The organism is Streptomyces sp. NPDC060198 (assembly GCF_042728415.1).
In the GTDB taxonomy this organism is placed as follows: domain Bacteria; phylum Actinomycetota; class Actinomycetes; order Streptomycetales; family Streptomycetaceae; genus Streptomyces.
In genome coordinates this window covers 1-25,370 of sequence record NZ_JBHWZJ010000065.1, presented here as the reverse complement: position 1 = coordinate 25,370, position 25,370 = coordinate 1, and the positions used below count along the sequence as shown (strand labels likewise).

At 72.5% G+C, this 25,370-nt stretch carries 23 protein-coding genes; 10 read left to right on the top strand and 13 right to left on the bottom strand.

All coding sequences use genetic code 11. The features are described 5' to 3' along the window. Nucleotides 1-62: 62 nt before the first annotated feature. Nucleotides 63-848, bottom strand: a complete 786-nt coding sequence (locus ACFWEP_RS11715) for an SDR family oxidoreductase (RefSeq protein WP_387368953.1) — start codon at nt 846-848, stop codon at nt 63-65. Nucleotides 849-949: 101 nt separating this feature from the next. Between ACFWEP_RS11715 and ACFWEP_RS11710 the strand changes: the two genes are divergently transcribed. The 3 genes from ACFWEP_RS11710 to ACFWEP_RS11700 all read left to right on the top strand — a co-directional run bounded on the left by ACFWEP_RS11710 (nt 950) and on the right by ACFWEP_RS11700 (nt 3,019). Continuing rightward, a complete protein-coding gene (locus ACFWEP_RS11710) occupies nt 950-1,585 on the top strand; it encodes a TetR/AcrR family transcriptional regulator (RefSeq protein ID WP_387368951.1) in 636 nt (211 codons plus the stop codon). 169 nt (nt 1,586-1,754) lie between these two features. Next, a complete protein-coding gene (locus ACFWEP_RS11705) occupies nt 1,755-2,324 on the top strand; it encodes a type 1 glutamine amidotransferase domain-containing protein (protein ID WP_387368949.1) in 570 nt (189 codons plus the stop codon). Between the two features lie 23 nt (nt 2,325-2,347). Then, a complete protein-coding gene (locus ACFWEP_RS11700) occupies nt 2,348-3,019 on the top strand; it encodes an HAD family hydrolase (RefSeq protein ID WP_387368947.1) in 672 nt (223 codons plus the stop codon). Between the two features lie 51 nt (nt 3,020-3,070). Here ACFWEP_RS11700 and ACFWEP_RS11695 read toward each other — a convergent pair whose 3' ends face one another. From ACFWEP_RS11695 to ACFWEP_RS11685, 3 genes are all read right to left on the bottom strand, one after another. Continuing rightward, nucleotides 3,071-3,709: a GNAT family N-acetyltransferase gene (locus tag ACFWEP_RS11695; RefSeq protein ID WP_387368945.1), complete on the bottom strand. Its 639-nt coding sequence runs from the start codon at nt 3,707-3,709 to the stop codon at nt 3,071-3,073. Nucleotides 3,710-3,799: 90 nt separating this feature from the next. Continuing rightward, nucleotides 3,800-4,042 (bottom strand): LPXTG cell wall anchor domain-containing protein, encoded by a 243-nt coding sequence (locus ACFWEP_RS11690; RefSeq protein ID WP_387368943.1) that lies wholly within the window; start codon nt 4,040-4,042, stop codon nt 3,800-3,802. Between the two features lie 129 nt (nt 4,043-4,171). Next, on the bottom strand, nt 4,172-5,947 hold the full coding sequence (locus ACFWEP_RS11685; RefSeq protein ID WP_387368941.1) for a CocE/NonD family hydrolase: 1,776 nt from the start codon (nt 5,945-5,947) through the stop codon (nt 4,172-4,174). Between the two features lie 469 nt (nt 5,948-6,416). Here ACFWEP_RS11685 and ACFWEP_RS11680 point away from each other — a divergent pair, with 469 nt between their 5' ends. Then, nucleotides 6,417-7,085 (top strand): Type 1 glutamine amidotransferase-like domain-containing protein, encoded by a 669-nt coding sequence (locus ACFWEP_RS11680; RefSeq protein WP_387368939.1) that lies wholly within the window; start codon nt 6,417-6,419, stop codon nt 7,083-7,085. A 223-nt stretch (nt 7,086-7,308) separates the two neighbouring features. On the opposite strand, the gene ACFWEP_RS11675 is transcribed toward ACFWEP_RS11680, so the two are convergent. The 6 genes from ACFWEP_RS11675 to ACFWEP_RS11650 form a co-directional block, all read right to left on the bottom strand. Then, nucleotides 7,309-8,274, bottom strand: coding sequence for an LD-carboxypeptidase (locus ACFWEP_RS11675; RefSeq protein ID WP_387368937.1), 966 nt, complete (start codon nt 8,272-8,274; stop codon nt 7,309-7,311). Then, on the bottom strand, nt 8,271-10,313 hold the full coding sequence (locus tag ACFWEP_RS11670; protein ID WP_387368935.1) for a S9 family peptidase: 2,043 nt from the start codon (nt 10,311-10,313) through the stop codon (nt 8,271-8,273). Before ACFWEP_RS11670 ends, ACFWEP_RS11675 begins: the two co-directional genes overlap by 4 nt. Nucleotides 10,314-10,333: 20 nt before the next feature. After that, nucleotides 10,334-11,677 carry a M20/M25/M40 family metallo-hydrolase gene (locus tag ACFWEP_RS11665; protein ID WP_387368933.1) on the bottom strand — a complete coding sequence of 448 codons (1,344 nt, stop codon included), beginning with the start codon at nt 11,675-11,677 and terminating at the stop codon, nt 10,334-10,336. Continuing rightward, nucleotides 11,670-12,503 (bottom strand): M55 family metallopeptidase, encoded by an 834-nt coding sequence (locus ACFWEP_RS11660; RefSeq protein ID WP_387368931.1) that lies wholly within the window; start codon nt 12,501-12,503, stop codon nt 11,670-11,672. The genes ACFWEP_RS11665 and ACFWEP_RS11660 overlap by 8 nt, the downstream gene beginning before the upstream one ends. Before the next feature lie 184 nt (nt 12,504-12,687). Continuing rightward, entirely contained in the window at nt 12,688-13,353 is a 666-nt protein-coding gene (locus ACFWEP_RS11655; RefSeq protein WP_387368929.1) for a 4'-phosphopantetheinyl transferase, read from the bottom strand. Continuing rightward, on the bottom strand, nt 13,353-14,216 hold the full coding sequence (locus ACFWEP_RS11650; RefSeq protein ID WP_387368927.1) for a metallophosphoesterase family protein: 864 nt from the start codon (nt 14,214-14,216) through the stop codon (nt 13,353-13,355). The genes ACFWEP_RS11655 and ACFWEP_RS11650 overlap by 1 nt, the downstream gene beginning before the upstream one ends. A gap of 394 nt (nt 14,217-14,610) precedes the next feature. Between ACFWEP_RS11650 and ACFWEP_RS11645 the strand changes: the two genes are divergently transcribed. From ACFWEP_RS11645 to ACFWEP_RS11635, 3 genes are all read left to right on the top strand, one after another. Next, nucleotides 14,611-15,954 carry a M64 family metallopeptidase gene (locus ACFWEP_RS11645; protein WP_387368925.1) on the top strand — a complete coding sequence of 448 codons (1,344 nt, stop codon included), beginning with the start codon at nt 14,611-14,613 and terminating at the stop codon, nt 15,952-15,954. Nucleotides 15,955-16,097: 143 nt separating this feature from the next. Beyond that, a complete protein-coding gene (locus tag ACFWEP_RS11640; RefSeq protein ID WP_387368923.1) occupies nt 16,098-16,550 on the top strand; it encodes a VOC family protein in 453 nt (150 codons plus the stop codon). Nucleotides 16,551-16,677: 127 nt separating this feature from the next. Next, a complete protein-coding gene (locus ACFWEP_RS11635; protein ID WP_387368921.1) occupies nt 16,678-17,760 on the top strand; it encodes a magnesium and cobalt transport protein CorA in 1,083 nt (360 codons plus the stop codon). 21 nt (nt 17,761-17,781) lie between these two features. On the opposite strand, the gene ACFWEP_RS11630 is transcribed toward ACFWEP_RS11635, so the two are convergent. Next, nucleotides 17,782-18,783, bottom strand: coding sequence for an aldo/keto reductase (locus tag ACFWEP_RS11630; protein ID WP_387368919.1), 1,002 nt, complete (start codon nt 18,781-18,783; stop codon nt 17,782-17,784). Nucleotides 18,784-18,949: 166 nt separating this feature from the next. Here ACFWEP_RS11630 and ACFWEP_RS11625 point away from each other — a divergent pair, with 166 nt between their 5' ends. Both ACFWEP_RS11625 and ACFWEP_RS11620 read left to right on the top strand, forming a co-directional pair. After that, on the top strand, nt 18,950-19,876 hold the full coding sequence (locus tag ACFWEP_RS11625) for a LysR family transcriptional regulator (RefSeq protein WP_387368917.1): 927 nt from the start codon (nt 18,950-18,952) through the stop codon (nt 19,874-19,876). Between the two features lie 156 nt (nt 19,877-20,032). Then, nucleotides 20,033-20,440: a hypothetical protein gene (locus ACFWEP_RS11620; protein WP_387368915.1), complete on the top strand. Its 408-nt coding sequence runs from the start codon at nt 20,033-20,035 to the stop codon at nt 20,438-20,440. A gap of 78 nt (nt 20,441-20,518) precedes the next feature. Here the strand turns inward: ACFWEP_RS11620 and ACFWEP_RS11615 are convergent, their stop codons facing one another. Both ACFWEP_RS11615 and ACFWEP_RS11610 read right to left on the bottom strand, forming a co-directional pair. After that, nucleotides 20,519-23,056, bottom strand: coding sequence for an MFS transporter (locus ACFWEP_RS11615; RefSeq protein WP_387368913.1), 2,538 nt, complete (start codon nt 23,054-23,056; stop codon nt 20,519-20,521). A 254-nt stretch (nt 23,057-23,310) separates the two neighbouring features. Then, nucleotides 23,311-23,763 carry an SRPBCC family protein gene (locus ACFWEP_RS11610; RefSeq protein ID WP_387368911.1) on the bottom strand — a complete coding sequence of 151 codons (453 nt, stop codon included), beginning with the start codon at nt 23,761-23,763 and terminating at the stop codon, nt 23,311-23,313. 218 nt (nt 23,764-23,981) lie between these two features. On the opposite strand from ACFWEP_RS11610, the gene ACFWEP_RS11605 reads away from it, so the two are divergent. After that, on the top strand, nt 23,982-25,103 hold the full coding sequence (locus ACFWEP_RS11605; protein ID WP_387368909.1) for an Rv2578c family radical SAM protein: 1,122 nt from the start codon (nt 23,982-23,984) through the stop codon (nt 25,101-25,103). Nucleotides 25,104-25,370: the final 267 nt, after the last annotated feature.

The window sequence follows — 25,370 nt, the reverse complement described above, 5'->3', positions numbered from 1 at the left end:
CCGTCCGCCCACGAAGACGGGCGGGCGGGGCACCGGCGTACGGCGTCGGGGCGCGCGGCGGATCAGTACTGCTCGGACTGGCCGCCGTCGATCGGGACGACCGTGGCGTTGATGAAGCCGGACTCCTCGGAGAGCAGGAAGGCCACCAGGCTGCCGACCTCCTCGGGCTTGCCGAAGCGCTTCATCGGGTTGACGCTGACGAAGGCCTCCCCGGCCTTCTCCCACTCGACCGCGTCGAGCTGCTTGAGCGACGCCTCGACCATCGGCGTCATGATGGCGCCGGGGGCGATCGCCTTGACGGACACGCCGAACCGCCCGTACTCCACACCGGAGTTGCGGGTGAGACCGACGACGCCGTGCTTGGCCGCCGCGTAACCGGACTGGTTGCCCACGCCCCGGATGCCGCCGACGGAGGCGGTGTTCACGACGGAGCCGGAGCCCTGGTCCTTCATGATCGGGAGCACATGCTTCAGGCCGAGGAAGACCCCGCGGAGGTTGACCTGGACGACCCGGTCGAACTCGTCGGTGCCGAAGTCCTGGGTGAGGTTCTGCTTGCCCTCGATGCCGGCGTTGTTGAAGAAGCCGTCGACGCGCCCGTAGGCCTCGACCGTCGCGGAGACGTACCGCTGCACGTCGGCCTCGGAGCTGACGTCGGCGGTGATCCGCAGGACCTCCGCGCCGGGTGCGGCCTTCTCCACCTCGGCCGCCGTGTCCGCGAGGCCTTGCTCGCTGACGTCGACGAGCGCCAGGCGGGCGCCTTCGGACGCGACCCGCACGGCCGCCGCGCGACCGAGACCGGAGCCGCCGCCGGTGATGAGGACGACCTTGCCGCTGAATCGGTCTTCCATGACTGAACCTCCACACTGAGATCTGAACCGTTGCTCTTGATTAGACAGTACGTACAGTCTAGATATTCCGGGCTGCCCGCAGCCCCGTCACCGGAGGTCCCATGAACGACCGCCCCGCCGTCTCGCGCCCCCGGCGCGGCCCGCACCGCGACCCGGACGCCCACGAGGCGGTCCTGGCGGCCACGCGGGAGCTGGTGGCCGAGGTCGGCTACCAGGGCGTGACGATGGACAAGATCGCCTCGCGGGCGGGGGTGGCGAGGATGACGGTGTACCGCTGGTGGCCGAACAAGGCGGCGGTGATCACCGAGGCGGTCGCGGACCGGCTCGCCCCGGGGCCGGCCCCGGACACGGGCGATCCGCGCGAGGACGCGCTGGAGTGGCTGCGGAGTCTCGTGCGGACGCTGACCCTGCTCGGCGATCCCAGTGTGGTGACCGGAGCGCTGACCGAGCGCGGCGAGGCGGGCCGGGCCGACCTGCGGGATCTGCTGCGGGCCCATGCCGAACCGGCGGCCCTGCTGCTGCGGAACGGCGTGGCGCGGGGACGGCTGCCGCAGAACCTGCCGGTGGATGCGGTCGTGGACGGCTGGATCGGTTACGCGGTGTACCGGACGGTCTTCCTCGGTCAGGAGATCGCCGAGGAAGATCTCCTGGACCTCGTGGGCCTGCTGCCGCCGCCTCCGTCGGCGGCGGGCGGGACGGCGGCGGACGGAGCAGCGGCGGACGACAGGACGGGCTGACGCGATCGACGCGGGGATCCCGTCGACGACGGAGCCGCCCGGATCCGGTGCCCTCGCCCGCCGCGACGCGGGTGTGTGTGGTCCGTGCGAGTCTGGAGAGACGTACGGGTACGGGCGGAGCCGCTCACACTCCGCGCGGCTGCGTGCACACGAGACGGAAGGGCACGACATGGCTGACAGCCCACTCGCGGGCCGCCGGGTTCTGGCGATCGTCACCAACTACGGCGTGGAACAGGACGAGCTGGTGGTACCCGTCGAACAGCTGCGGGGCAGCGGCGCCGAGGTGCATGTGGCGGCCGTGTCCCCGGACGAGATCCGCACACTGGTCGGCGACAAGGACCCGGGCGAAACCGTGCGGCCCGACCTGACGCTGGCGGAGGCCGACCCCACCGCGTACGACCTCCTGCTCATTCCCGGCGGAACGCTGAACGCGGACTCCCTGCGGCTCCAGGACGACGCCCTGTCGATCCTCCGGTCGTTCACCGGAACCGGGCGGCCGGTCGCCGCCATCTGCCACGGGCCCTGGGTGCTCGTGGAGGCCGGAGTGGTCGACGGACGGACACTGACCTCCTACGCCTCGGTGCGGACGGACATCCAGAACGCCGGCGGCACCTGGGTGGACGAGCCGGTGATCAGCGACAACGCCGGAGACTGGGTCCTGGTCACCTCGCGTACGCCGGACGACCTCGGCCCCTTCGTCCGTGAGGCGACGGCCGCACTCGTCGCTTCCACCGTCTGAGCACCTCGTCCGAGGAGCGACCGATGACGCACGCCGCGATCTTCGACGTCGACGGAACCCTCGTCGACACCAACCACCTGCACGTGACCGCGTGGTGGGAGGCCTTCCGGCAGGCCGGACACCGCGTCGCCATGCACGACATCCACCGGGCGGTGGGCCTGGGCGGCGGCGATCTGATCGCCGCACTCCTGGGCGAGCAGCGCCGCAGGGAGGAGGACGACAGCATCAGCGCCGCGCACACGACGCTCTACGCGACGTACTTCGACCGGCTGCCGGCCTTCGACGGCGCGGCCCGCCTGCTGCGGGAACTGTCCGGGCGCGGCTGGCACGTCGTGCTGGCGACCTCGGCGACCGGCGCCGAGCTCGGTGCGCTGCGCCGTGCGCTGGACGCCGACGACGTCGTACGGGCCACCGCCTCCGCGGACGACACCGCCGAGGGCAAGCCCGCCCCCGATCCGGTAAAGCACGCGATGGGGCTGGTCGGCGGTACGGCGGAGACCTCGGTGTTCGTCGGCGACACCGTGTGGGACATGCGGGCCGCCGCGCGGGCGGGGGTCACGACGGTCGGAGTGCTGAGCGGGGGCATCCCGCGCGAGGACCTCGTGGAGTCGGGGGCGGCCGGGGTGTACAGCGATGTCGCGGACCTGCTGAACCGGCTCGGCAGGAGCCCCTTCGCGCTCCCGGACGTGGGCTGAGGTAGGGGCTTTCCGGCCCGGGAGACACCGGAGACACCCCGTGAGGCTTCCTCAGCCCTGGCCCGACAGCATCTCGGAGGTGATGGCCCAGCGCTCGTGGTCGCGCCACGCACCGTCGATGTGGAGGAAGTCCGGCGAGAACCCTTCGAGCCGGAAGCCGGCCCGCCGCACCAGCGCGATCGAACTCGCGTTCTGGGGCTGCACATTGGCCTCCAGCCGGTGCAGTCCCAGGGGTCCGAAGGCGTGACGCAGCACGAGCCCGAGGGCTTCGGACATCAGTCCCCGCCCGGCGGCGTGGGCGAATGCGCCGTATCCGAGGGCCCCGCAGCGGAAGGCTCCGCCGACGATGTTGTTGATGTTGACGAAGCCGGCGATCGCGCCGCCCGCCGCCCGTTCGCAGACGAGGAAACCCTCTTTGTCGGGGCTCTCCAGCAACCGCCCCGCGTAGGCGACGTAGGCCTCTTCCTCGGTGGGCGGGAACAGCCAGGGGTGCTGTGAGGAGCGGCTCTCCCTCGCGCGCGCCGTGAACTCGGCGGCATCCTCCGCGGTGAAGTGGCGCAGCGAGGTCAGCGGCCCCTGCGGAAGGTCCGTGCCGGAGTACGTGGCGGACGGGGAGGGGGCGAGGGCCTCGGATGCGGCGGAAGCCGGGACGTGCGGCGCGCCGGCGCCATGATCATCGGATACGTGCATCGGCCCACGGTAGGACGGGCCTGACGGAATCGGAAATCTCCACCGCGCCGTACTCCGAGGGCCTTTGCCGGCTGTGCCACCACCCGGGTGTCACCTGTTCCGCCGCCGCCGGAACACGTACCCTCCGCAGACCAGCCCCGCGAGGAAGACGCCCAGCAGGGCGAGCCAGAGCGGCATGGTGACGGTGGGGATGATGACACGGATGGTCACTTTCCCGGTGTTCACGCAGATGAAGACGATCGCCAGCACGGCGATGACGGCGACGACGATGCGGCCGGGGGTGAGCAGGCCGTTCTTGGCGCTGCCGTCGCTGGACACGTTCTTGGGGCTCATGGGTCCGGCCTTTCCCTCAGGGCTGTCCCGCGAGGGCACGGACCGAACGCGACCGCCCTCCGGCGACCAGGATGCCCCCGGCGGGCGCGCGGTGACCGGTGGTGTGCGCCCGTTCGGGTGACAGGGAGCTCAGCTGCCCGGGACCACCGGCAGCTCCAGCACTCCGGTGTCCCCCGGCGAGGCGGCGACGGTGACGGGCTTGGCTCCCTTGTTGCCGTAGTACGCGGTGTCGCTCCCCGCGATCACGAGGCGGACCCGGTGGCCGGCGGCGAACCGGTGGACGATGCCCGGCAGCCGCACGGTGAAGGACCGGGTCACGTCGGGTACGCGCACCGGGGCCACCAGCCGGTGGACGAGTTCGACGGACCCGTCGGGGGCGAGGTCGTACACCTTGACGAAGAGCACGAGCCGGTCGGCGGCGTCCCCGCTGTCCTGGACGCTCTCCGCCTTCGGCGAGGACACCCGCAGCCGGGCACGGGGAGCGCCGACGACGTCGAGGCCGGCAGCCAGCGGGGCGGAGGTCCAGTCGAGGTGGGTGCCGGCGGTGTCGTACGGGTCGATGTCGGGCAGCCCGGTGAGTCCGGACAGTGAGGTCTCCGAATGACTGCTGGGCAGCGGCCGGTTGGTGTACTTGCGGCTGCCGGCGACGACGTCCGAGCGGCGCTCCGTCAACTTGCCGTCGCCGGACAGGTACAGGACGTACGAGGGGACGGGCAGCGCGTCGGCGGTGCCGTAACCGCTGGTCCAGTCGCGGTAGTACGCGAAGGCGGGCCCGGTGTCCGCGGCCCGGTGGTGGAGGTAGCGGTCGAACCAGGCGAGGATGCGGCGGCCGACGTAGCTGCTCTCCAGGTTGCCCTGGGACAGGTCGAGTTCACCGGGCGTGGCGCCGCCCCCGCTGTGGCCCCAGGCCTGCCAGATCATCTTGGCGGTGGTGCCACGTGCGCGGAGGGCGTCGTACGTGGCGGTGGCCTCGTTCAGGTTGAACAGGGTGTCGGCCTGGCCCTGCACCAGGAGGGTGGGCGCATCGACCCGGTCGAGGTAGGAGGCCGGGGAGACGCTTCGGGTGTAGGCGAGCACGGCCTCGGCCTCCTCGGCCGGGTAGCGGGCGGAGTTGAGGAAGCTGATGGTGTCGCAGGCCCGCGGGGTGAAGTGGAGGCAGTCCAGGGCGCCGAAGCGTGACGGGTCGAGGCTGGGGGCGAACAGCGGCTGCCCCTCCCCCAGCAGGTAGAAGCCGTTGGTCCACTGCCATTTGAAGACACCCGGGGCCCGGGTGGCGGCGGCGCTGCCCGTGATGTTGTTGGGCGCGAGCGAGTAGCCGAGGTCGTTCCAGGTGATGAGCGGCACGAGCGCGTCGACGCGGTGGTCGACGGCCGCGGTGGCCAGTTGGACGGCCCCGCCGTACGATCCCCCGATCATGCCGACGCGCGGATCGCCCGCCCCGTCGAGCCGGACGAAGTCGGCCCGGGTGCCGTCGTCCGCCGCCCGGGTGCCCGCGAGGAAGTCGACCAGCCCGGAGGCTGCCTTCCCGTCGGCCTCCGGGGCGTCGAGGGTGATCAGGCAGCCGGACCGGCCGAAGCCCAGGCCGGAGTAGACGAGCCCCACGTAGCCGCGGGCGGCGAAGGCCCGGCCCAGCGCGTCGGTGGAGCCGTCCGACTTGCTGCCCGCGAACCCGTTGGTCGCCAGCACCGCCGGTGCGGGATGCGCGGCGTCGGCTCCGCGCGGGCGGTAGAGGTCGGCGTCGACGGTGCAGTCGCGCCCGCCCGCGGGCACGGTGAACTTCAGCGGGGTGACGGTGTACGGCTCCTCTGCCGCACGGGCGGGTGCGGAGAGGACGAGCGGGGCGGTGAGCGCCGCTCCGGCGAGGGCTGCGAACGGTTTCCCGAACCTGGCGACGACAGCTGACACCGCGGACCTCCACACCCGGGGCACCGGGACCACCGGCCGACGCCCTTACAGAACACCGAAGCGCCGAAACGCGCCGGACTCGCGCACACCGGGCCACGCACGGCGCGACCCGCCGGACAGGCCCCCGGCGTGACCGGTGGCGCGTCCGGCGCGAGAAACAGCGAGGTCACCGCCCCCATGATGACAGATTGCGTTCATGCTGTGACACGGAGTGCACCTGTGTCAACGCTCCGGCCCCGGATTCCCCCCGAGGGAGTCGCCGACCGCTCTTCCCGGGCACCCGGGCGCGCCTTTGACGCGTACGGCCCGTGGCGGGGAGACCGCGGGGCGAGCCACCTCCCGGCCTTCGTGGCGCGCGGGGCAGCCACCGCAAGTGCGTTGCCGTGGAGTGGAGTTCATCGGTCGGCGACACCTCCGGCCATCCCACGTCCGCCGTGCACACGCCTGCCGGTCGTGCTTTACTCGCGCGATGGATCTTCTCTTGACGGCGGGCGGCCTGCGCAACGGGACACTGCGGGAAGCCCTGCGGGACATGCTGGGAAAACCGTTCGAAGCGGCGAACGTCGTGTACGTGCCCACGGCGTCGGTCGCCGAGCCCGGCGACCACAGCTGGCTTCTCGCGGACATGATCCGGGTGCGGGGCCTCGGCTGGCGCGAGTTCGACGTCCTCGAACTGAACGGCCTGCCCCGGCGGACGGTGCTCGACCGGCTGCTCCACGCCGACGTCATCCACGCCGGGGGCGGCAATCAGTACCACCTCGCGCGCAGCATCACGGGCAACGGCCTGGCCGACGGCTTCCTGGAGGCGCTGGAGAGCCGGGTCTACGTGGGGCTCAGCGCCGGATCGATGATCTTCAGCCAGAACCTCACCGCGCACTCGGCCGACGTCATGGGGGACACGGCGGATCTCCACGCACTCGGTGCGACGACCCTGGAGCCGCCGTTCGGCCTCTTCGACTGGTACCTGAAGCCCCACCTGAACTCGCCGGACTTCCCCGAGCGGGACGACGCCTGGGCCGATCGCGTCGCCGCGCGGGCGGACTTCCCGGTCTACTTCATCGACGACGACACGGCCGTCCGCGTCAGGGACGGCGAGGTCGACGTGGTCTCCGAAGGCCGGTGGCGTCTCTCGCCGTGATCCGGCCGACGACGGGAAGGGCCTCCTGAGCCCCGGCCGTCGCATACCGCCCGGCCGTCGCACACGGCCCGGCCGTCGCATACCGCCCGGCCGTCGCACACGGCCCGGCCGTCGCGAACGGCCACGCCCCCGCCGGGCCCCGGCTCCGCGCCTCGGCCCCGCCCGACGACCGCGCACCCCGGGGAGCCCCCGGTACGCGGCGGCCGCCGGGCCCGCCCCGCCGTCAGATCAGCGCGGGCACCTCCACCGTGAGGGTCGCCGGCCCGCCGTCCGAGGGGGCGTCGAGCACGGCGGGGAGCCCGAGCGGGACGGTGATCGTGGTGGGGCCGTGGCCGAATCCCAGCTCCTCGACGACGGGCACGCCGAGGGCGCCGAGCCGGTCGGCGAGCACCGCGCGGACCCGGTCGTACGGTCCGCAGCTCTCCCAGGAGCCGCAGACCACTCCGGCGACACCGTCCAGTGCGCCGGAGCGCAGCAGGTGGGTGAGGAAGCCGTCGATGCGGTACGGGTCCTCGGTGACGTCCTCGATGAGGAGGAGGCCGCCCCTGCCGGAGGTGCGGGCGCCCGGGGTGCCGAGGTCGGCGGCGAGGAGGCTGAGGCATCCGCCGAAGGTGACGCCCCGGGACCGGCCGGGTACCAGGGATGCCGCGGTCTCCAAGCCCAGGGTCCGTACCGATTCGGGTGCGAAGAGGGTGGTGCGCAGCGCGTCCTGGGTGGCGGCGTCCTTGAGGAAGGTCTCGGCGCCGGCCATCGGGCCGAGCAGGGTGGAGAACCCCGCGCGCAGCGCGAAGGCCTCGTGGAGCACGGTGACGTCGCTGTAGCCGACGAACGGCTTGGGTCCGGCCGCGCGGATGGCCGTCCAGTCGAGCAGATCGACCATGCGGTGCGCGCCGTAGCCGCCGCGGGCGCAGAGGATCGCGTCCACGGACGGGTCGCACCAGGCTTCCTGGAGGTCCTGGGCGCGGTGTTCGTCCGTCCCGGCGAGGTAGCGCAGTTCGGGGTGGACGTCACGGGCGTGCGGGGCGACGAAGGGATCGAGGCCCCAGCCGCGCAGGATGTCCAGCCCGGCGTCCATCCGTTCGGCGGGCACGGGACCGCTGGGCGAGACGATGGCGACCCGGGCGCCTGGCCGGAGCCTGGCGGCCCGTGCGAGCGGTGCGGGGCCGGTTCCGGTGGGCGGGGCGCTCATCGCTTCAGCTCCAGGACCGGGACGTCGACTCCATCGATGCCGAAGGTCTGCGCGTAGAGGGAGAGTTCGGCCTCCAGAGCGCGGATCAGGGTGGCTTCCAGCCGGAAGCCGTGGCTCTCCCCGGCGAAGGTGAGGTAGGCGTGCGGGATGCCGCGCCCCTCGATCGCGGCGAGGAACCGCTCGCACTGGACGGGCGGGCAGATCACGTCGTCCAGCCCCTGGAGCAGCAGGAACGGGGTGCGCAGTCGGTCGGCGTGGGTCAGCGGCGAACGCTCGCGGTAGCGGTCGGGCACCTCGGCGAGCGGGCCGACCAGTGACTCCAGGTACTGCGACTCGAAGTCGTGGGTCTCGCCGACCGCCCAGCCGGTGAGGTCCAGGATGGGGTAGCTGATGGCCCCGCAGGCGTAGAGGTCGGTGCTGGTGAGGGAGGCGGCGCTGGTCCAGCCGCCGGCGCTGCCGCCCCGGATCGCCAGCCGGGTCCGGTCGGCCGAGCCTTCGGCCGCGAGTGCCTCGGCGACGGCGGCGCAGTCCTCGACGTCCACGACGCCCCACTGTCCGCGCAACCGTTCGCGGTAGGTGCGTCCGTAGCCGGTCGATCCGCCGTAGTTGACCTCCACGACCCCGATGCCGCGCGAGGTGAAGTACGCGACCTCCAGGTCGAGGGCGAGCGGGACGCGGCTGGTCGGGCCGCCGTGCGCCCAGACGACGAACGGCGGCAGTTCGCCCTCGGGGCCGGTGTGGCCGGGGTTGCGGGGCGGGTACACCAGGGCGTGGACGTCGCGGCCGCCCGGCCCGGAGAAGGTGCGTTCCTGCGGCTGGGGGTAGTAGGCCGGGTCGACGGCGTCGGTGTGCGGTGCGCCGATGGTCCGGGTGTGGCCGGTGGAGGTGTCCAGCTCGACGACCTCGTACCCGGTGTACGGGCTCGCGGCGACGCCGATGACACGGTCGCCCCGGACGGCCAGGGTCTCGGCCCAGGCGGTCCAGGGTCCGGCCACGTCGACGAGTTCGCCGGTCTCCGGGTCGAGCACGCCGAGCCGGGTGGTGCCCGTGCCGTGGAGGACGGCGATCAGTCCGTTGTCGAGCCGCTGGAACCAGCGCAGACCGATCTTCCAGAGCGGTCCGCCGAACTCCTCGCCCCGGCCGGGGCAGAGGGTGGTGGTCGGTACGGCTCCGCCGGAGACCGCGTCGGGCCGGACGCGCTGGAGCTGCCACCAGTCGCTGATGTCGGAGACGAAGAGCAGGGAGCCGTCGCGGTCCCACTCCACCTGGCAGACCGACTCGTCGGTGTCGCCGACGAGCGGCCGGATTCCGGCGAAGGTGCCCTCGTCGGTGACCTCGGCGAGCATCACGACCGTGCCGTCCCACGGCATGTGCGGGTGGTCCCAGGCGATCCAGGCGGCCCGGCGTCCGTCGTGCGAGAGCCGGGGCCCGGTGACGAAGCGGTGGCGGTCGTCGGAGAGTTCGGTCACGGCGGCGCGGTCGGTGGCGGCGGAGCCGTCCAGCGGCACGGCGGCCACCACCCGGCGCACGTCCGAGGCGCCTTCGCCGGTGAACTCCTCCAGAACGCACCAGACCTCGCCCCGGTCCGGGTGGATCTGCGGGTCCACCCAGCGCAGCCCGCCGCCCACGGCGGAGACCGGGGTGAGCGGCCACGGGGCGTCGGGGCCGTCCGGGGCGTAGGCGTAGAGCCGCTGGTCGGCGAAGTGGACGAAGACGACGAGCGGGCCTCCCGAGGGGCGGGCGACTCCGGCCCACGGCTGTCCGCCGTACTCGACGACCCGGCTGCGGACGTTCCACGGTACGGGCAGCACCGTGGTGATCGCGCCCTCCGCGCTCCGGCGCACCAGTGCGCGCCGGCCGCCTTCGGCGGGGCGGGGTTCGGTCCACCAGACCTCGTCGCCGACGGTTGCGACGTACTCCGGGCGGCCGTCGTGCGAGGCGGCGAGCGCCGCGTCGACGGGCGTGGACCAGGTGCCGTACGGGGCCGGGAGCGGGGCGGACGTGGTGGGCTGGGCCGTGGTGGGCTGGGTGGACGCCATGGATGATTCCCCCGTCGTGGTCAGGCGCTGCGCAGGTAGTGGTCGAGGACGCGGACACCGTAGTGCAGGGCGTCCACGGGAACGCGTTCGTCGACGCCGTGGAAGAGCGCCTGATAGTCGAATCCGACCGGCAGCCTGAGCGGCGAGAAGCCGTAGCCGGTGATGCCGAGGCGCGAGAACTGCTTGGCGTCCGTACCGCCCGACATGGAGTACGGCACGGCGTGCGCGCCGGGGTCGAAGAGCTCCACGGCGGCGCACAGCTTGGCGAAGGTCGGGGAGTCCACGGGTGCGGTCAGTGGCACCTCGCGGTGGATGAACTCCCAGTCGACGCCCGGGCCGGTGAGCAGGTCCATGGTGGTGCGGAACTCGTCCTCGCCGCCCGGGACCATGCGTCCGTCGATGACGGCGGTGGCATGGCCGGGGATGACGTTGACCTTGTATCCGGCGTCCAGCTGGGTGGGGTTGCTGCTGTTGCGGAGAGTCGGCGCGATCAGTGCGGCGGCGGGGCCCAGCTTGCCGAGGAGTTCGTCGGCGTCGAAACCGGGGGCGTCGAGGTCGACGGTCAGGCCGTGGAGCGCGGAGATCTCGGTGAGCGCGGCGCGCACGGTCGGGGTGAGCCGGACCGGCCAGGTGTACTCGCCTATCCGGGTGACGGCGGCGGCCAGCCGGGTCACCGCGTTGTCGCGGTTGACCTTGGAACCGTGCCCCGCCCTGCCGTGCGCGGTCAGCCTCACCCAGGCGGTACCGCGTTCGCCGGCCCCGACCGGGTAGAGGGAGAGGCCGTCGCCCGCGTGGAAGGTGAAAGCACCGGATTCGCTGATGCCCTCGGTACAGCCTTCGAAGAGGTCCGCATGCCGGTCGGCGAGGAAGCCGGAGCCGTCGGCGGCGCTGGCCTCCTCGTCGGCGGTGTAGGCGATGACGATGTCGCGGCGGGGCCGGACGCCGGCGCGGGCCCAGCCCCGGACGACCGCGAGGATCATGGCGTCCATGTTCTTCATGTCGACGGCACCGCGCCCCCAGACGACACCGTCGCGCACCTCGCCGGAGAAGGGATGCACGGTCCAGTCGGCGGCCTCGGCGGGGACGACGTCGAGGTGGCCGTGGACGAGGAGGGCGTCGGCGGACGGGTCGGTGCCCGCGATGCGGGCCACCACGTTGGTCCGGCCCGGGGTGCGCTCCAGCAGGACCGGCTCCAGGCCGATGCCCGCGAGGCGTTCGGCGACGTACTCGGCGGCCGGGCGCTCCTGGCAGGTGCCGTCGCCGCTGTTGGTGGTGTCGATCCGGATGAGCTCCGAGGTGAACGTCACCGATTCGTCGAGGGCCTGCTGGTCCACGGAAGGGGACGGGGCGGGCGACTCAGCCATACTGTTCCTCCACTGCGGCGGACACGATCGTCGTGACCGCCTTGAACGTGCGAATTCCCTCGTACATCGTCGCGCTGGTGTACGCGACGCGCCGTACGTCGGTCTGGGTCACGCCGGGGACGACGGTGGCGGCGCCGGCCAGGTGCTCGGCGTCGAACTCCAGCTCGACGGCGAAGTCGACCCCGGTGACAGGGGTGTGCCGGACGGCGAGCGACGCGGCCCCGGCGGCCGCCGCGCGGATGTCGGCGGCGGTACGGGCAGGGGTACGGCACACCGCCGCGTAGCGGGACACGTAGTCCTTGACGGCGACCCTGCGGGCGTCGGGGGCGTACCCCTCCGCGTCCACGCAGGTCAGGTCGTCGCCGGTGACCAGCACCACGGGGACGCCGTACTCGGCGGCGACGTGCGCGTTGAGCAGTCCCTCACTGGCGCGTTCGCCGTTGAGCCAGACGCCGGTGATCGAGTTGGCCAGGTAGGTGTGGGCGAGGACGCCCTCGGTACCGGCGCCCGTGTGGTAACCGACGAAGGCGACGCCGTCGACGTCCCCGTGCTGGATTCCCTCGACCATGGAGAGGGTCTTGTGGCGCCCGGTGATCATCTGGACGCGGTCGTCGAGCTGCTCCAGGAGGAGGTTGCGCATGCTCCAGTGGGCTTCGTTGACGAGGACCTCGTCGGCTCCGCCGTCGAGGAAGCCGAGAGCCGCGGCGTTCACGTCCGAGGTGAACATGGAGCGGCAGCGCTCCCACTGGGGAGCGCCCGGCAGGACGTCCGCCGGCCAGGTCACACCGGTCGCGCCCTCCATGTCGGCGCTGATCAGGATCTTCATGCGGCCATACGGTACGCGCCCCGGTCCGTGCCGACCACGGCCCGGGGGGGGGGCATACCGCGCCGGTGCCCGGGCGGGGCGGCCCGCGGCGGAACCGCGCGGTCCGCATGCGTCCGGCCGGGTGACGGCCGCGTGGTTCCACAGGGCCGGCTCCGCGTGACGCGGGGAGCCGGCCCTGCCGCGGTTACGCGTTCGGGGGTGTCACCACGACGGCGGTGACCACCAGCCCCTTGCCGGTCAGCCATCGCCCGCCGAGCGTCCGGGGCAGCGGCGGACGGCTGCTGGGCAGCGCGGGGGGCGGTGCGAGCAGCCGGGCGGTGAAGGCGCCCCGGGCGGGGTCGAAGCGGAGCTCCGCGTCCTCGAAGCCGAGCCGCTGGCCGGTGTGCGGGTACCAGGCCTTGTAGACCGATTCCTTGGCGCTGAACAGCAGCCGGTCCCAGTGCGTCCCGGCCGGCGCGGACTGTGTCCAGGCGCGTTCGGCGGGCAGGGCTATCGCCTCCAGCACGCCTTTCGGCAGAGGCCCGTGGGGCTCGGCGTCGATGCCGAGCATCGTGACGGACGTGCCATGGGCGAGTGCCGCGGCACGGTAGCCGTGGCAGTGGGTGAGGCTGCCGACGACCCTCGCGGGCCAGCGCGGGGCGCCGTACCGGTCGGGGAGCACCGGGCCCGGCGGCAGCCCGAGTGTGCCGAGCGCCCGGCGGGCGCAGTGCCGGACGGTGGTGAACTCCCTGCGGCGCTTGTCGACCGCGTCGCGGACGAGCGCGGCTTCCTCCGGGTACAGCTCCGCCTCCGGCGGGTCGGTGAAGGCCTCCTCCACGGCGACCGTGTCCGGCAGGACCGCCCGCAGCATCACCGCTCGCCCCGTACCGCCGGGACGACCGGGCGGATACGCCGGGGCGGCACGGTGCGGGGGTGTCCGGGCCGTTGCCACTCGCGCGGGTAGCCGACGGAGACCTCCTCGAAGGGGACCCCGTCGTACACCGTGGACCGAGGGATGTGGAGGTGCCCGTAGACCATCGCGGCGACGGGGAAGCGGCGGTGCCAGTCCGCTGTCCGTTCCGTGCCGCACCAGAGGGCGAATTCGGGGTAGCGCAGTACGTCCATGGGCGTACGGACGAGCGGGTAGTGGTTGACCAGGACGAGCGGCATCGTCGGGTCGAGCGCACCGAGGCGTTCCTCGGTCAGCCGCACCCGCGCCTCGCACCAGGCCTGGCGGCTGTCGTACGGGTCCGGGTGCAGCAGGTACTCGTCGGTGCAGACCACGCCCGCCTCGTGGGCGGCGGCCAGCGCCTCCTCGCGGCTGAGCGCCGCGTCGGTGCGGAAGGTGTAGTCGTACAGCAGGAAGAGCGGGGCGACGGTCACGGGGCCCCGCGGTCCCTGCCAGACCGGATAGGGGTCCTCCGGCGTGACGATCCCGAGGCTCCGGCAGAGCTCCACGAGGTGGGCGTAGCGCTCCACCCCGCGCAGGCGCAGGGGGTCCTTCGGAGGCGTCCACAGCTCGTGGTTGCCGGGCACCCAGAGGACCTTGGCGAAGCGGGAGGCCAGGGTGGCGAGGGCCCAGGCGATGTCCTCCGACATCTCGCCCACGTCCCCGGCGACCAGCAGCCAGTCCTCGTCCGTCTCCGGGCGGAGACCGGCGACGATCTTGCGGTTCTCCTCGTAGCCGACGTGGAGATCGCTGATGGCCAGGAGGTTGCCCGTGATCTGCGGCAATTCTCTTCCTCTCTCGTCGTCTCCCGCTGCGGAGACGGTACTTGCGAGTGCCGTGCGGGCTGGTGCGGGTGCCTTGCGGGACGGTCAAAGGCTGGCACGTCCGGGCTCCGGGTGTAACCCCTGCCCGACGTGTCGGCGGCGCGGTTCGGACACCTCGGGGCGGTCACGGGTGGACATCACGGACGGCGCCGTTCGACGGACACACCGTCAACTGCCGTTCCAGCTCTTGCCATAGGCCTCCCGAGCCCCTAGCTTCATCAAACGCTTAATCGTATTTACCCACTTGTTAACTCGCGAGATCCCGCCCCCGCACGGCGCATCCCCCCACCACCACCGCCCGCGTCGTCCGTGCCCCACCACCCGAACGCGGGCCCACCCCGCTGAAGGAGATCCCGTGCGCCCACGTATGCGCAGAACCGCGATCGCCGCCGGACTGGCATGCGCCGCCGCGCTCGCCGTCACGTCCGGCACGGCCGCGGCGAGCAACGCTTCCGACCCGTCTCCGGAGCAGCGATCCACCGTCCAGGCCGAGTACTTCCCCGACCCGGCGGGCGAGGGCCGGCGGGTCCAGGTGCCGGCCACGTCGCCGTACACGGCCTCCGCCCCCGCGGCGCGCTCCGCCGACGCCGCGACGGCCACGGACGGCGCGGTCACCGTCCTCTCCCAGACCGGCCCGAGCGCCGCCCGCATGGACGTGGCGATCATCGGCGACGGCTACACCGCGTCCCAGCAGGCCGACTTCCTCGCCGACGCCCGCGCCCGGTGGGCGGAGGTCACCGCCGTCGAGCCCTACCGGAGCTACACGGGCCTGTTCAACGTGTGGGCGGTCGGGGCCGTTTCGGCCGAATCCGGCATCTCCGGCGACCCCTCGGCGGGCGTGGTCAAGAACACCGCGCTCGGCTCGTACTTCTGGTGCTCCAGCACCGAGCGGCTCATCTGCGTGGACCTCGCCAAGGTCAAGACGTATGCCGCCAAGGCCCCCGCGGCCGATCTCGTCGTCGTGGTCTCCAACTCCACGAAGTACGGCGGCGCGGGCTACTCGGGGCTCGGTTCCTCCTACTCCTTCGCCGGTGTCTCCACCCTCTCGTCCGACAACAGCCAGTCCAGCCTGATCGCCGCCCACGAGATAGGCCACTCGATCGGCCTGCTCGCCGACGAGTACACGTACGACAGTTACGGCACGTACACCGGAGCGGAGCCCGTCGAGCCCAACTCCACCGTCCGCACGGCCGCGCAGCTCACGTCGGCCCAGGCCAAGTGGTACCGCTGGCTCGGCGAGAGCGACCCCTCGGGCGGCACCGTCGGCACGTACACGGGCAGTTCGTACTATCCGCTGGGCGTCTACCGGCCCACCGCCGATTCCCTGATGCGGTCGCTCTCCACGGACAAGTTCAACCTGCCCGGCCGGGAAGCGATGATCAGCGGCTTCTACCGGTACGCCTCCGCGCTCACCGCGACCACCACCGCCACCACGGTGGGCCGCGGCCAGGCGGTCACCGTGAACGTCGCCACGCTGACGACGGGCCTCTCCCGGCTCGACCTGCGGTGGTACGTCGACGGAACCGAGGCCACCCAGGCGCGGGGCCTGACCAGCGTGGTGCCGCAACAGCTCGGTGTCACGGCGGACGGACGCACCCACACCCTCATGGCACGCCTCGCGGACACCACGGCCTCCCTGCGCGACCCGAAGGCCAAGACCTCCGCGACCGACACGCTGACCTGGTCGGTCACCTCCTGATCCAGGGGGCGGTGCCACTCCCCCGAGGTGGGCGGCACCGCCCCCGGCCCCGCCCGTCACCGTCATCCGGCCCACCGGTTCCGCGCGGCCGACCGGGGCTCACGCGGGCGGCGCGGACCGCGCGGGTGCGGGAGAGTGGAGTCATGGCACTGCACTGGAAACTCGTCATCGACAGCGGGGACGCGCCGGTCCTGGCCGATTTCTGGGCCGCCGCGCTGGGCTACGAGGTGGAGGACCCGAGCCCGCTCGTCACACGGCTGCTGGCCGCCGGACAGCTCGGCGAGGACGCGGTCACCGAGCACCACGGCCGCAAGATCTTCCGCGGCTACGCCGCGATCCGCCACCCCGAGGACCCCTTCGACGAAGCCAGTGGGGTGGGCGCCGGGCGGCGACTGCTCTTCCAGGAGGTCCCCGAGGAGAAGTCCGGCAAGAACCGCCTGCACGTCGACATCCACAGCGAACCCGGCGGCCTCGACCGGCTGGTGGAGCGGCTCCAGGGCCTCGGCGCCACCGCGGTCCGCGAAGTCGACCAGGGGCCGGCCGGGCACTGGTGGGTCATGCGGGACCCGGAGGGCAACGAGTTCTGCGCGGCGTGAGGCAACTCGGATCGGCGCGGCGCGGAGCGCACCCGCCCGCCGCGGACCACGGACGGCCTGGGAGAACGCCTCGGTCGAGTGGCAGACTGGCCTCGCGTATTTTCATGCCGAGGGGGCCGCCGTGCCGATGATCCGTTCCATCCGCCGGGCGATGAGCCGTGCGGTCCACCGCACGGTGGACCTGAGCCACCCGGCCCGTTCACCGCTCGGCAGTTCGGTCGTGAACTGCGTGTCGTACGAGGACGGGGTGCGGCAGCCCCTGGCCGGCTCCCCCGAAGAGGCCCTGCGCCGGGTCCGCCGCACCGGGCGCGGTTTTGTCTGGCTCGGCCTCCACGAGCCGGGCCAGGAGGAACTCGCGCGCGTGGCAGAGCTGTTCGACCTCCATCCGGTGGCGGTCGAGAGCGCGGCGCGCGGGCACCAGCACCCGAAGGTGGAGCCGTACGAGAAGGGGCTGTTCGCGGTATTCCGGACGTGCGGCTACGTCCACCACGAGCAGTTCACCGCCACCAGCGACGTGGTGAACACCGGTGAGCTGATGGTCTTCACCGGGGAAGACTTCGTCATCACGGTGCGGCACGGTTCCCACGGTTCGCTCGGCCCGCTGCGCGAGGCCCTGGAGGCCGAGCCCGCCCGCCTGCGGCAGGGGCCGGCCGCCGTGCTGCATGCCGTCGCGGACACGGTGGTCGATGCCTACGCGGAGGTCGCCGACTCCCTGCAACACGACATCGACGCGGTGGAGACCGCCGTGTTCAGCGTGGACGCCGGTCGGGGCGAGGCGGGCAGGATCTACCAACTGAAGCGTGAACTGATGGAGTTCAGGCGGGCGGTCGCCCCGCTCGACCGCCCGCTGCAGACCCTCGCGTCCCGGCCCATGCCCGCCCTGGCCCCCGAGATACAGCCGTACTTCCGCGATGTCGCGGGCCGTCTGACGCGGCTGGCGGAGCAGATGGCGTCCTTCGACTCGCTGCTCGACTCGGTGCTCCAGGCCCATCTCGCCCAGGTGACGGTCGGGCAGAACGAGGACATGCGCAAGATCACCGCATGGGCCGCGATAGTCGCCGTGCCGACGATGGTGTGCGGGATGTACGGGATGAACTTCTCGCACATGCCGGAGCTCCGGTGGACCTACGGATACCCGTTCGCACTGGGGCTGATGGCCCTGGCGTGCTACGCGATCCACCGGGGCTTCAGGCGCAACGGCTGGCTCTGAGCGGGGACAGCGGGACAGCCGTCAGGCGGCGTCGGCGCCCGTGAGGATCGACTCGACGAGCGCGAGTTCGTCGGCGTCGAAGTCCAGGTTGCGGCTGGCCTCCACGCTGTTCTCCAGCTGGGCGACGCTGCTCGCGCCCACCAGCGCGGAGGTGACCCGGCCGCCGCGCAGCACCCAGGAGAGCGCCAGCTGGGCCAGCGACTGGCCCCGCTCCTTGGCCACCGCGTCGAGCGCCCGCAACTTCTCCACCAGCGCCGGGGTGACGGCGTCCGCCGTCAGGAACGGGCTGGAGCCCGCCGCCCGCGAACCCTCCGGGATGCCGTCGAGGTAACGGTCGGACAGCATGCCCTGGGCGAGCGGCGAGTACGCGATGGAGCCGGCGCCGACCTCGTCCAGCACGTCCAGGAGGCCGTCCTCCACCCAGCGGTCCAGCATCGAGTAGCGCGGCTGGTGGATGAGGAGCGGGGTGCCCAGGTCCTTGAGGATGGCCGCGGCCTCGCGGGTCTGCTCCGGCGAGTAGTTGGAGATGCCGGCGTAGAGCGCCCGGCCGGAGCGGACCGCGGTGTCGAGCGCCCCCATCGTCTCCTCCATCGGGGTGTCCGGGTCCGGGCGGTGGGAGTAGAAGATGTCGACGTACTCCAGGCCCATCCGACCGAGGCTCTGGTCGAGCGAGGAGAGCAGGTTCTTGCGCGAGCCCCATTCGCCGTACGGGCCGGGGCCCATCAGGTAGCCGGCCTTGGTGGAGATGATCAGCTCGTCGCGGAGCGCGGCGAAGTCGGTCGCCAGCGAGCGTCCGAGGGTGAGCTCGGCGGAGCCGGGCGGCGGGCCGTAGTTGTTCGCCAGGTCGAAGTGGGTGACGCCGAGGTCGAACGCACGGCGCAGGATGGCGGCCTGCGTGTCCGGCGTCCGGTCGCCACCGAAGTTGTGCCACAGGCCGAGGGAGAGCGCGGGCAGCAGGAGGCCGCTGCGTCCGGTGCGCCGGTAGGGCATGGCGGAGTAGCGGTCGGCGGACGGAAGGTACATACGAAAGGCTCCGCGAGGTCGTCGGACGGGGCACTCCGGTCCGGAGTGCCGGGGGCTCTCTCCGCGGCGGGTATCCGCCGAGGGGGTCCGCCTCCAGGCTGACGGAGAAAGATCCAGCAGTCCAACGGGAAACAGCTCTGGCATTCATCGTTTAGATTCATCAATCATGGAATTGCGTCAGCTGGAGCACTTCGTCACCGTCGCGGAGGAGCAGCACTTCACCCGGGCCGCCGAGCGCCTCGCCGTGTCCCAGTCGGGCCTGTCGGCGTCCGTGCGGGCGCTGGAGCAGGAGCTGCGGACGCCGTTGTTCAGCCGGACGACCCGGTCGGTGCGGCTCACGGAGGCGGGGCGGGCGCTGCTGGTGGAGGCGGTGCGGACGCTCGCCGGGGCCCGTGCGGCGCGGGACGCGGTGGACGCCGTGCGGGGGCTGCTGCGCGGCACGCTGACGGTGGGGGTCGAGCAGTGCGTGGCGGGGGTCAGCCCGGCCCGGCTGCTGGCGGCGTTCCACCGGGAGCACCCGCACATGGAGATCCGGCTCCGCCAGGAGGGCACGATGAGCCTGCTGGACGGGGTGGCGGACGGGCGGCTCGACCTGGCGTTCGCCGCGACGGTGTCCCCGCTGGAGTGGCGCGGGGAGCTGATCCCGCTGGCGACGGAGGAGATGGTGGTGCTGTGCGCCGCCGGGCACCGGTTCGCCGGGCTGCCCGGGGTCGAGTGGGGCGCGCTGCCGGAGGAGTCGTTCATCGACTTCCACCCGGACTGGGGTCCCCGGCGGGCCGCCGACGCGGCCTTCGCCTCGGCGGGGGTGCGCCGGACGGTGGCTCTGGAGGTGAACGACGTGCACAGCCTGCTGGAGCTGGTCCAGGAGGGGCTGGGCATCGCGGTCGTCCCGCGCCACTTCGCGCGCAAGCCGGAGGCGGCCCGGCTGGTGGCCCTGGACCTCGTGGCGCCGGAGGCGACCGGCCCAGGGAGCGGCCCGCGGCCGGCGCGGTACGAGAGCGTGGTGGTGCTTCCGCCGCAGCGGGCGACGAGCCCGGGGGCGCGGGCCCTGGTGTCCCTGGTGACGTCGGCGCGGGAGCGGGACGAGGAGTAGGCGGCGTCGGCCGATGCGCCTGAGGCCATGAGCTGTCCCTGGTCCCCGGTGGGTGCGCGACGACGACTGCGGCGCCCACCGGGGACCGGGGGCGACCCTGCGGCCACGATTTTTGCCGGAATGCGACGGTCAATCAGGGATGCTGGAAGGTGACTTGTGCCGCGACTCGGGCGGGTGCTGGACGAGTCGCACCACGGGGATGGCATCGGGATGGGCGGAGACAGTTACCACTTCGGCAACGTGGTCACCGTGCACGGTGGCTCTCACAACACCGGCACGGTCAACCACGCGCCCGCTCCGGACCCGCGGCCCGTCGATCCGGCGCTGCAGGAAGCGATCGACGAGCTGATCGAGCTGCTGCGGGACCTGCGGACACACGTGGCACCGGCGACCGCGCAGCGCATCGACGCCTCGCTCCCGGCCGTCTCGTCGGTTCCCGCCGCGACACCTGCGGAACGGCGGAGCACGCTGGAGGCCGTCGCCGGAATCGCCGCGACCGCGGGCGCGATCGGCGACCCCGTCATCAGCACCGTTCGCTCGCTGATGGAGCTGGCCGGGATCTGAGGGCCCGGACCGAGCGGGGCGCCGGGTCCGGGCACTCGGGCAGGCGCCGAACGGCTCCGGGCCCCGCCTCGCGGTCCGTCAGTCCTCGTGTCCGAGCTGGAGGTCGCGTTCGGTACGGCCGCCGCCGGCGACCTGGAGCACGGTGGCCACCGGCGGGTAGCCTGCCGCGATCACGGTGTACTCGCCGGTCGAGAGGTCCACGAAGCGGAACGCGCCGTCCGGGCCGGTGGTGAGGGTGTCGACGACGTTGCCCGCCGCGTCGAGCAGGGTGACCCGGGCGTCCTCGACGAGCCTGCCGCCCGGGGCGCGTACGACTCCGCGCAGCACCGCGCCGCCCGCCAGTTCGATGTCCTGGCGGGTCTCGCGGGCGGCCTGCACGCTGACCGGGAGCGCGGCGGGCCGGAAGGCGGCGGCGCTGGCGGCGAGGGTGTACTCGCCCGCGACCAGTTCCCCGATGACGTAACCGCCCTCGTGGCCGGTCCGGGTGGCGGCGACCACCTCGCCGCGTACGTCGGTGAGGGTGACGGTCGCCTCGCGGACCGGGGCGCCGTCCGGGGTGAGGACCCGGCCGGCGAGGCGGCCCGCGCCGCCGAGAACGATGTCGAGCTGGACGGGCCGCTCGCCGACGGTGACGCTGACGGCCTGCGGCTGGTGCCCTCCCGCCGCGGCGATCAGGACGTAACCGCCGGAGCCGGGCACGCTCAGCGCGTACCGCCCGTCTCCGTCGCTGGCGCCCCGGCCCACCTGGTGCCCCTGGGCGTCGATGAGGGTGAGCGCCGCCCGGGGCACCGTGGTCCCGTCCTGGTGCTGGACACGGCCGCGTACCGGCACCCCGGCGACATGGGCGACCGCCACCGGCGAGACCGCGGGGACGGGTACGGGCACGGCGGCCGGTGCGGAGGCGGGGACGGTGCGGGCGGCGGGGATCTCGGCGGGCTCGGCGGCTGCTTCGGGGCTGTGGTGGGACACCAGCGGTTTCTCCTTGAGGAAGAAGGCGAGGGCGAGACCGGTCAGCAGGACCGGCACCAGGTAGAGGAAGATCCGCGGCATCGCGTCCACGTACGCCTGGATGTACGCGTCGCGCAGCGCCGGGTCCAGCGTGCGGATCAGCTGCGGGGTGACGGACGTCGCGTCGGGCAGCCCGGCACCGGTCGGCAGGCGGACGGCGAGGGCGTCCGCGAGGCGTCCGGCGAACAGCGTCCCGAAGATCGCCGCTCCGACGCTGCCGCCGATCTGCCGGAAGTAGTTGTTGGCGCTGGTGGCGGTGCCGAGGTCGGTGGGGCGTACGGAGTTCTGTACGGCGAGCACCAGCACCGGCATGACGAGCCCGATCCCGATGCCGAGGACGGCCTGGGCAAGGCTGTACTCCAGCCGTGAGGTGCCCAGTTCCAGCCGGGAGAGCAGCCACATGCCGACGGCCGAGAGCGCGCTGCCGACGATGGGGTGGATGCGGTAGTGGCCGGAGCGGGAGATCATCTGGCCGGAGACGATGGAAGCGCCGACGATGCCGCCCATCATCGGGAGCATGAGCAGCCCCGACTCGGTGGCGCTCACACCGTCGACCATCTGGAGGTAGGTCGGCAGATAGCTCGCCGCGCCGAACAGCGCCACGCCGATGACGGCACCGACCAGCCCGCTGACGTTGAAGACGGAGTCGCGGAAGAGCCGCAACGGAATGATCGGTTCTGCGGCACGGGCCTCGACAGCGACGAAGAGCACCGCGGCGACGACCGCTCCGGCGGCGAGGGCCACGATGGTCGGCGATCCCCAGGCGTATTCGGTACCGCCCCAGCTGGTCAGCAGTACCAGGCAGGTGGAGGCGACGGCGAGCAGCGCGGCACCGGGCACGTCGAGTTTCGGGCGGACCCCGGGCCGGGGCAGTTTCAGCACGACGGCGATGACCGCGAGGGTCGCCAGTCCGAACGGCACGTTGATGTAGAAGCACCAGCGCCAGCTGACATGGTCGGTGAAGAAACCGCCGAGCAGCGGTCCCGCCACGGACGCCAGTCCGAAGACGCCGCCGATGAGCCCCATGTAACGGCCCCGCTGCCGGGGCGGCACGATGTCCGCGATGATCGCCTGGACGCCGATCATCAGTCCGCCGCCGCCGATGCCCTGGAGGGCACGGAAGGCGATCAGCTGGTCCATGGTGCGCGACCAGCCGGCGAGGGCGGAGCCGACGACGAACACGACGATGGCGAACTGGAAGACGCCCTTGCGCCCGAAGAGGTCGCCGAGCTTGCCGTAGAGCGGCAGCACGATCGTGGACGCCAGGAGATAGGCGGTGACCGCCCAGGACATCTTGTCGAGTCCGTGCAGCTCGCCGACGATCTTCGGCAGCGCGGTGGCGACGATCATCTGGTCGAGAGCCGCGAGCAGCATGGTGAGCATCAGCCCGATGAAGACCGTCCGGACCTGACGGGCGTCCACCTGGCCGTCCCGCACCGGCGGACCGGGTGCGGCGCTCTTCCCGCGGGCGGAGGGCTGCCCGGGCTGTACGGGCAGTTCCTCGGTCGGGGTGTCGTCCGGGGGGAGTACGGACGGGTGCCCGGCTCCGTCCCCACGGTCCCCCGACCCGTCCGGTCCGCCCTCGACCAGCGTGCTGCCACCCACCACGGAACGCTCCCCTCGTCGCACTGCGCCGCACATTTCTCGCATCGGGCAGCAAGGCGGGGCAAACGGCTTCGGAGGGCTCGGACGGCGTGCGCGGAGACAAATGCGCCGGTGAGAGCGGCGCGGGGCGCACAACAGGTTGCCCTGGAAAACCACTCGTTACGGTGAGGCGCCCGAGCCGCCGGGTGGCGGGCCGTGCGCGGGGGAACGGGACCGGCGCGGACGGTGGCGGTGGGCCCACCGTCCGGCGACGGGACCTACTTCGCGGTCTTCTCGACCTCGGCGGCGAGGTTCTGGAGCAGCTCGTCGTAGATGCGGGCGAGCCCCTTGGGGGCGAAGGTCCGCTCGAAGAAGCCTCCGATGCCGCCCGCGCCGTTCCAGACGGTGGAGACGACCGCCTTGGAGCGGCCCTCTCCGGCGGGGGTGACGGTCCAGGTGGTGACCATGGAGGAGTTGCGGTCCTTCTCGACCAGCTGACCGTCGGTCGGCTCGGTCACCTCCAGGAGGCAGTCGCGCACCCGCTTGGATGTGGCCTGGAGCTTCCAGTGGACGAGGGTGCCTTCACCGTCGCCGCCTTCGCGGACCTCGTACTCGCTGAAGTGTCCGGGCAGCACCTTGCCCCGGACCTCCTTGTAGTCGGCCAGCGCGTCGAACACCGTCTCCGCGTCCGCCGCGATGGTCCGCTCCGTCGTGGCTTCGACCTGCGCCATGGCTGTTCCTCCAGCACTCGGTTGATGGGGGGCGGGATGAGCCAACCACCCCGGGAGGGTCCGCTCAAAATCGGGCCGGTGAACCTCCGGCCAGACCCTCCCGCCATGACCGGCCACGACCTGGCCGGAAGTCGTGCGGGAGCCCTCCGGAAGTACGCCCCGCACGATCAAGGGAACATATGTTCTATTCTCGGAATCGAGCCACCACGGAGGTGCCGATGCGCTGGGACCACCTGGCCGAGAACCCCGGAAACCCCGGAAACCCCGAGAACCCCGAGAACCCCGAGAACACCGCCGACGGCGGGACCGCCCCGAGCAGCCGCGCCGCCGACGGCGCGCTCTTCGCCGCGGACGCGGTGACCAGGCGTGTCTTCGACACTCCTGAGTTCCGCGGCATGACTTTCTACGAGATCCGCGCCCGCTCGCTCGTGAACCGGGTGCCCGGAGCGTCCCGGATGCCGTTCGACTGGAAGCTCAACCCGTACCGAGGGTGCGGTCACGCGTGCGTGTACTGCTTCGCGCGCAAGACGCACAGCTATCTGGACCTGGACACCGGAGCCGGTTTCGACTCGCAGATCGTGGTCAAGGTCAACGCGGTGGAGCTGCTCCGGCGTGAACTCGCTTCTCCGCGCTGGCGCGGGGAGCACCTGGCGATGGGCACCAACGTCGACTGCTACCAGCGCGCGGAAGGCCGCTATCGCCTCATGCCGGGGATCATCGGCGCCCTGCGCGACCGTGCGAACCCGTTCTCGATCCTGACCAAGGGCACACTGATCCTGCGCGATCTGGAACTGCTCCGGCAGGCCGCCGCGGTGACCGAGGTGTCCGTCTCCGTCTCGGTGGGCTTCACCGACCGCGAGCTGTGGCGCACCGTCGAACCCGGCACCCCCGCCCCCGGGCGCCGGCTGGCCGCCGTACGCACGCTGACCGACGCGGGCATCGGGTGCACGGTCCTGATGGCCCCGGTGATCCCGTTCCTCGGCGACCGCCCGGACCAGCTGCGGGCCACGGTCCGTGCGATCGCGGAGGCCGGAGCCACCTCCGTCACCCCGCTCGTGCTGCATCTGCGGCCGGGCGCCCGCGAGTGGTTCATGGCGTGGCTGGGCCGCCACCACCCGCACCTCGTCGCCCGGTACGAGCGGATGTACGCGGGCGGGTCGTACGCCCCGACCTGGTACCAGCGGCGGATCACGCGTCAGGTGCACGAGATGGCCGCCGAGTTCGGCATCGGACCGTCCGGCCGGGGCGCCGCCCGGCGGATCGGCGCGTCCGGCCCGCCGGAGGGCGGTGCGTCCGGGCAGGACACGTCGCCGGGGCCCACCCAGCTCACACTTCTCTGAGACGGGCTCACAGGGCGGGGACTCCCCCGGGGCCACCCGAGCCGGACGGTGCGACGCCGGTACGACGCCGACCGGGCCGCCCGTACGGGTCAACTCCGGCCCGATCGCGTCGGGCCCGGGGGGAACGCGGGGAGCATCCGGCCGAGGCTGCGCCTCCGCAGCCGCGATCCCCAGTGCCGCGACCGGCAGGGTTCGCCCCATGAGGAGCGGTGTCCGGTGCGTGCGACCGCAAGGCGGCCGGAAGTCCTCGTAGCCGAGCTACCAGGA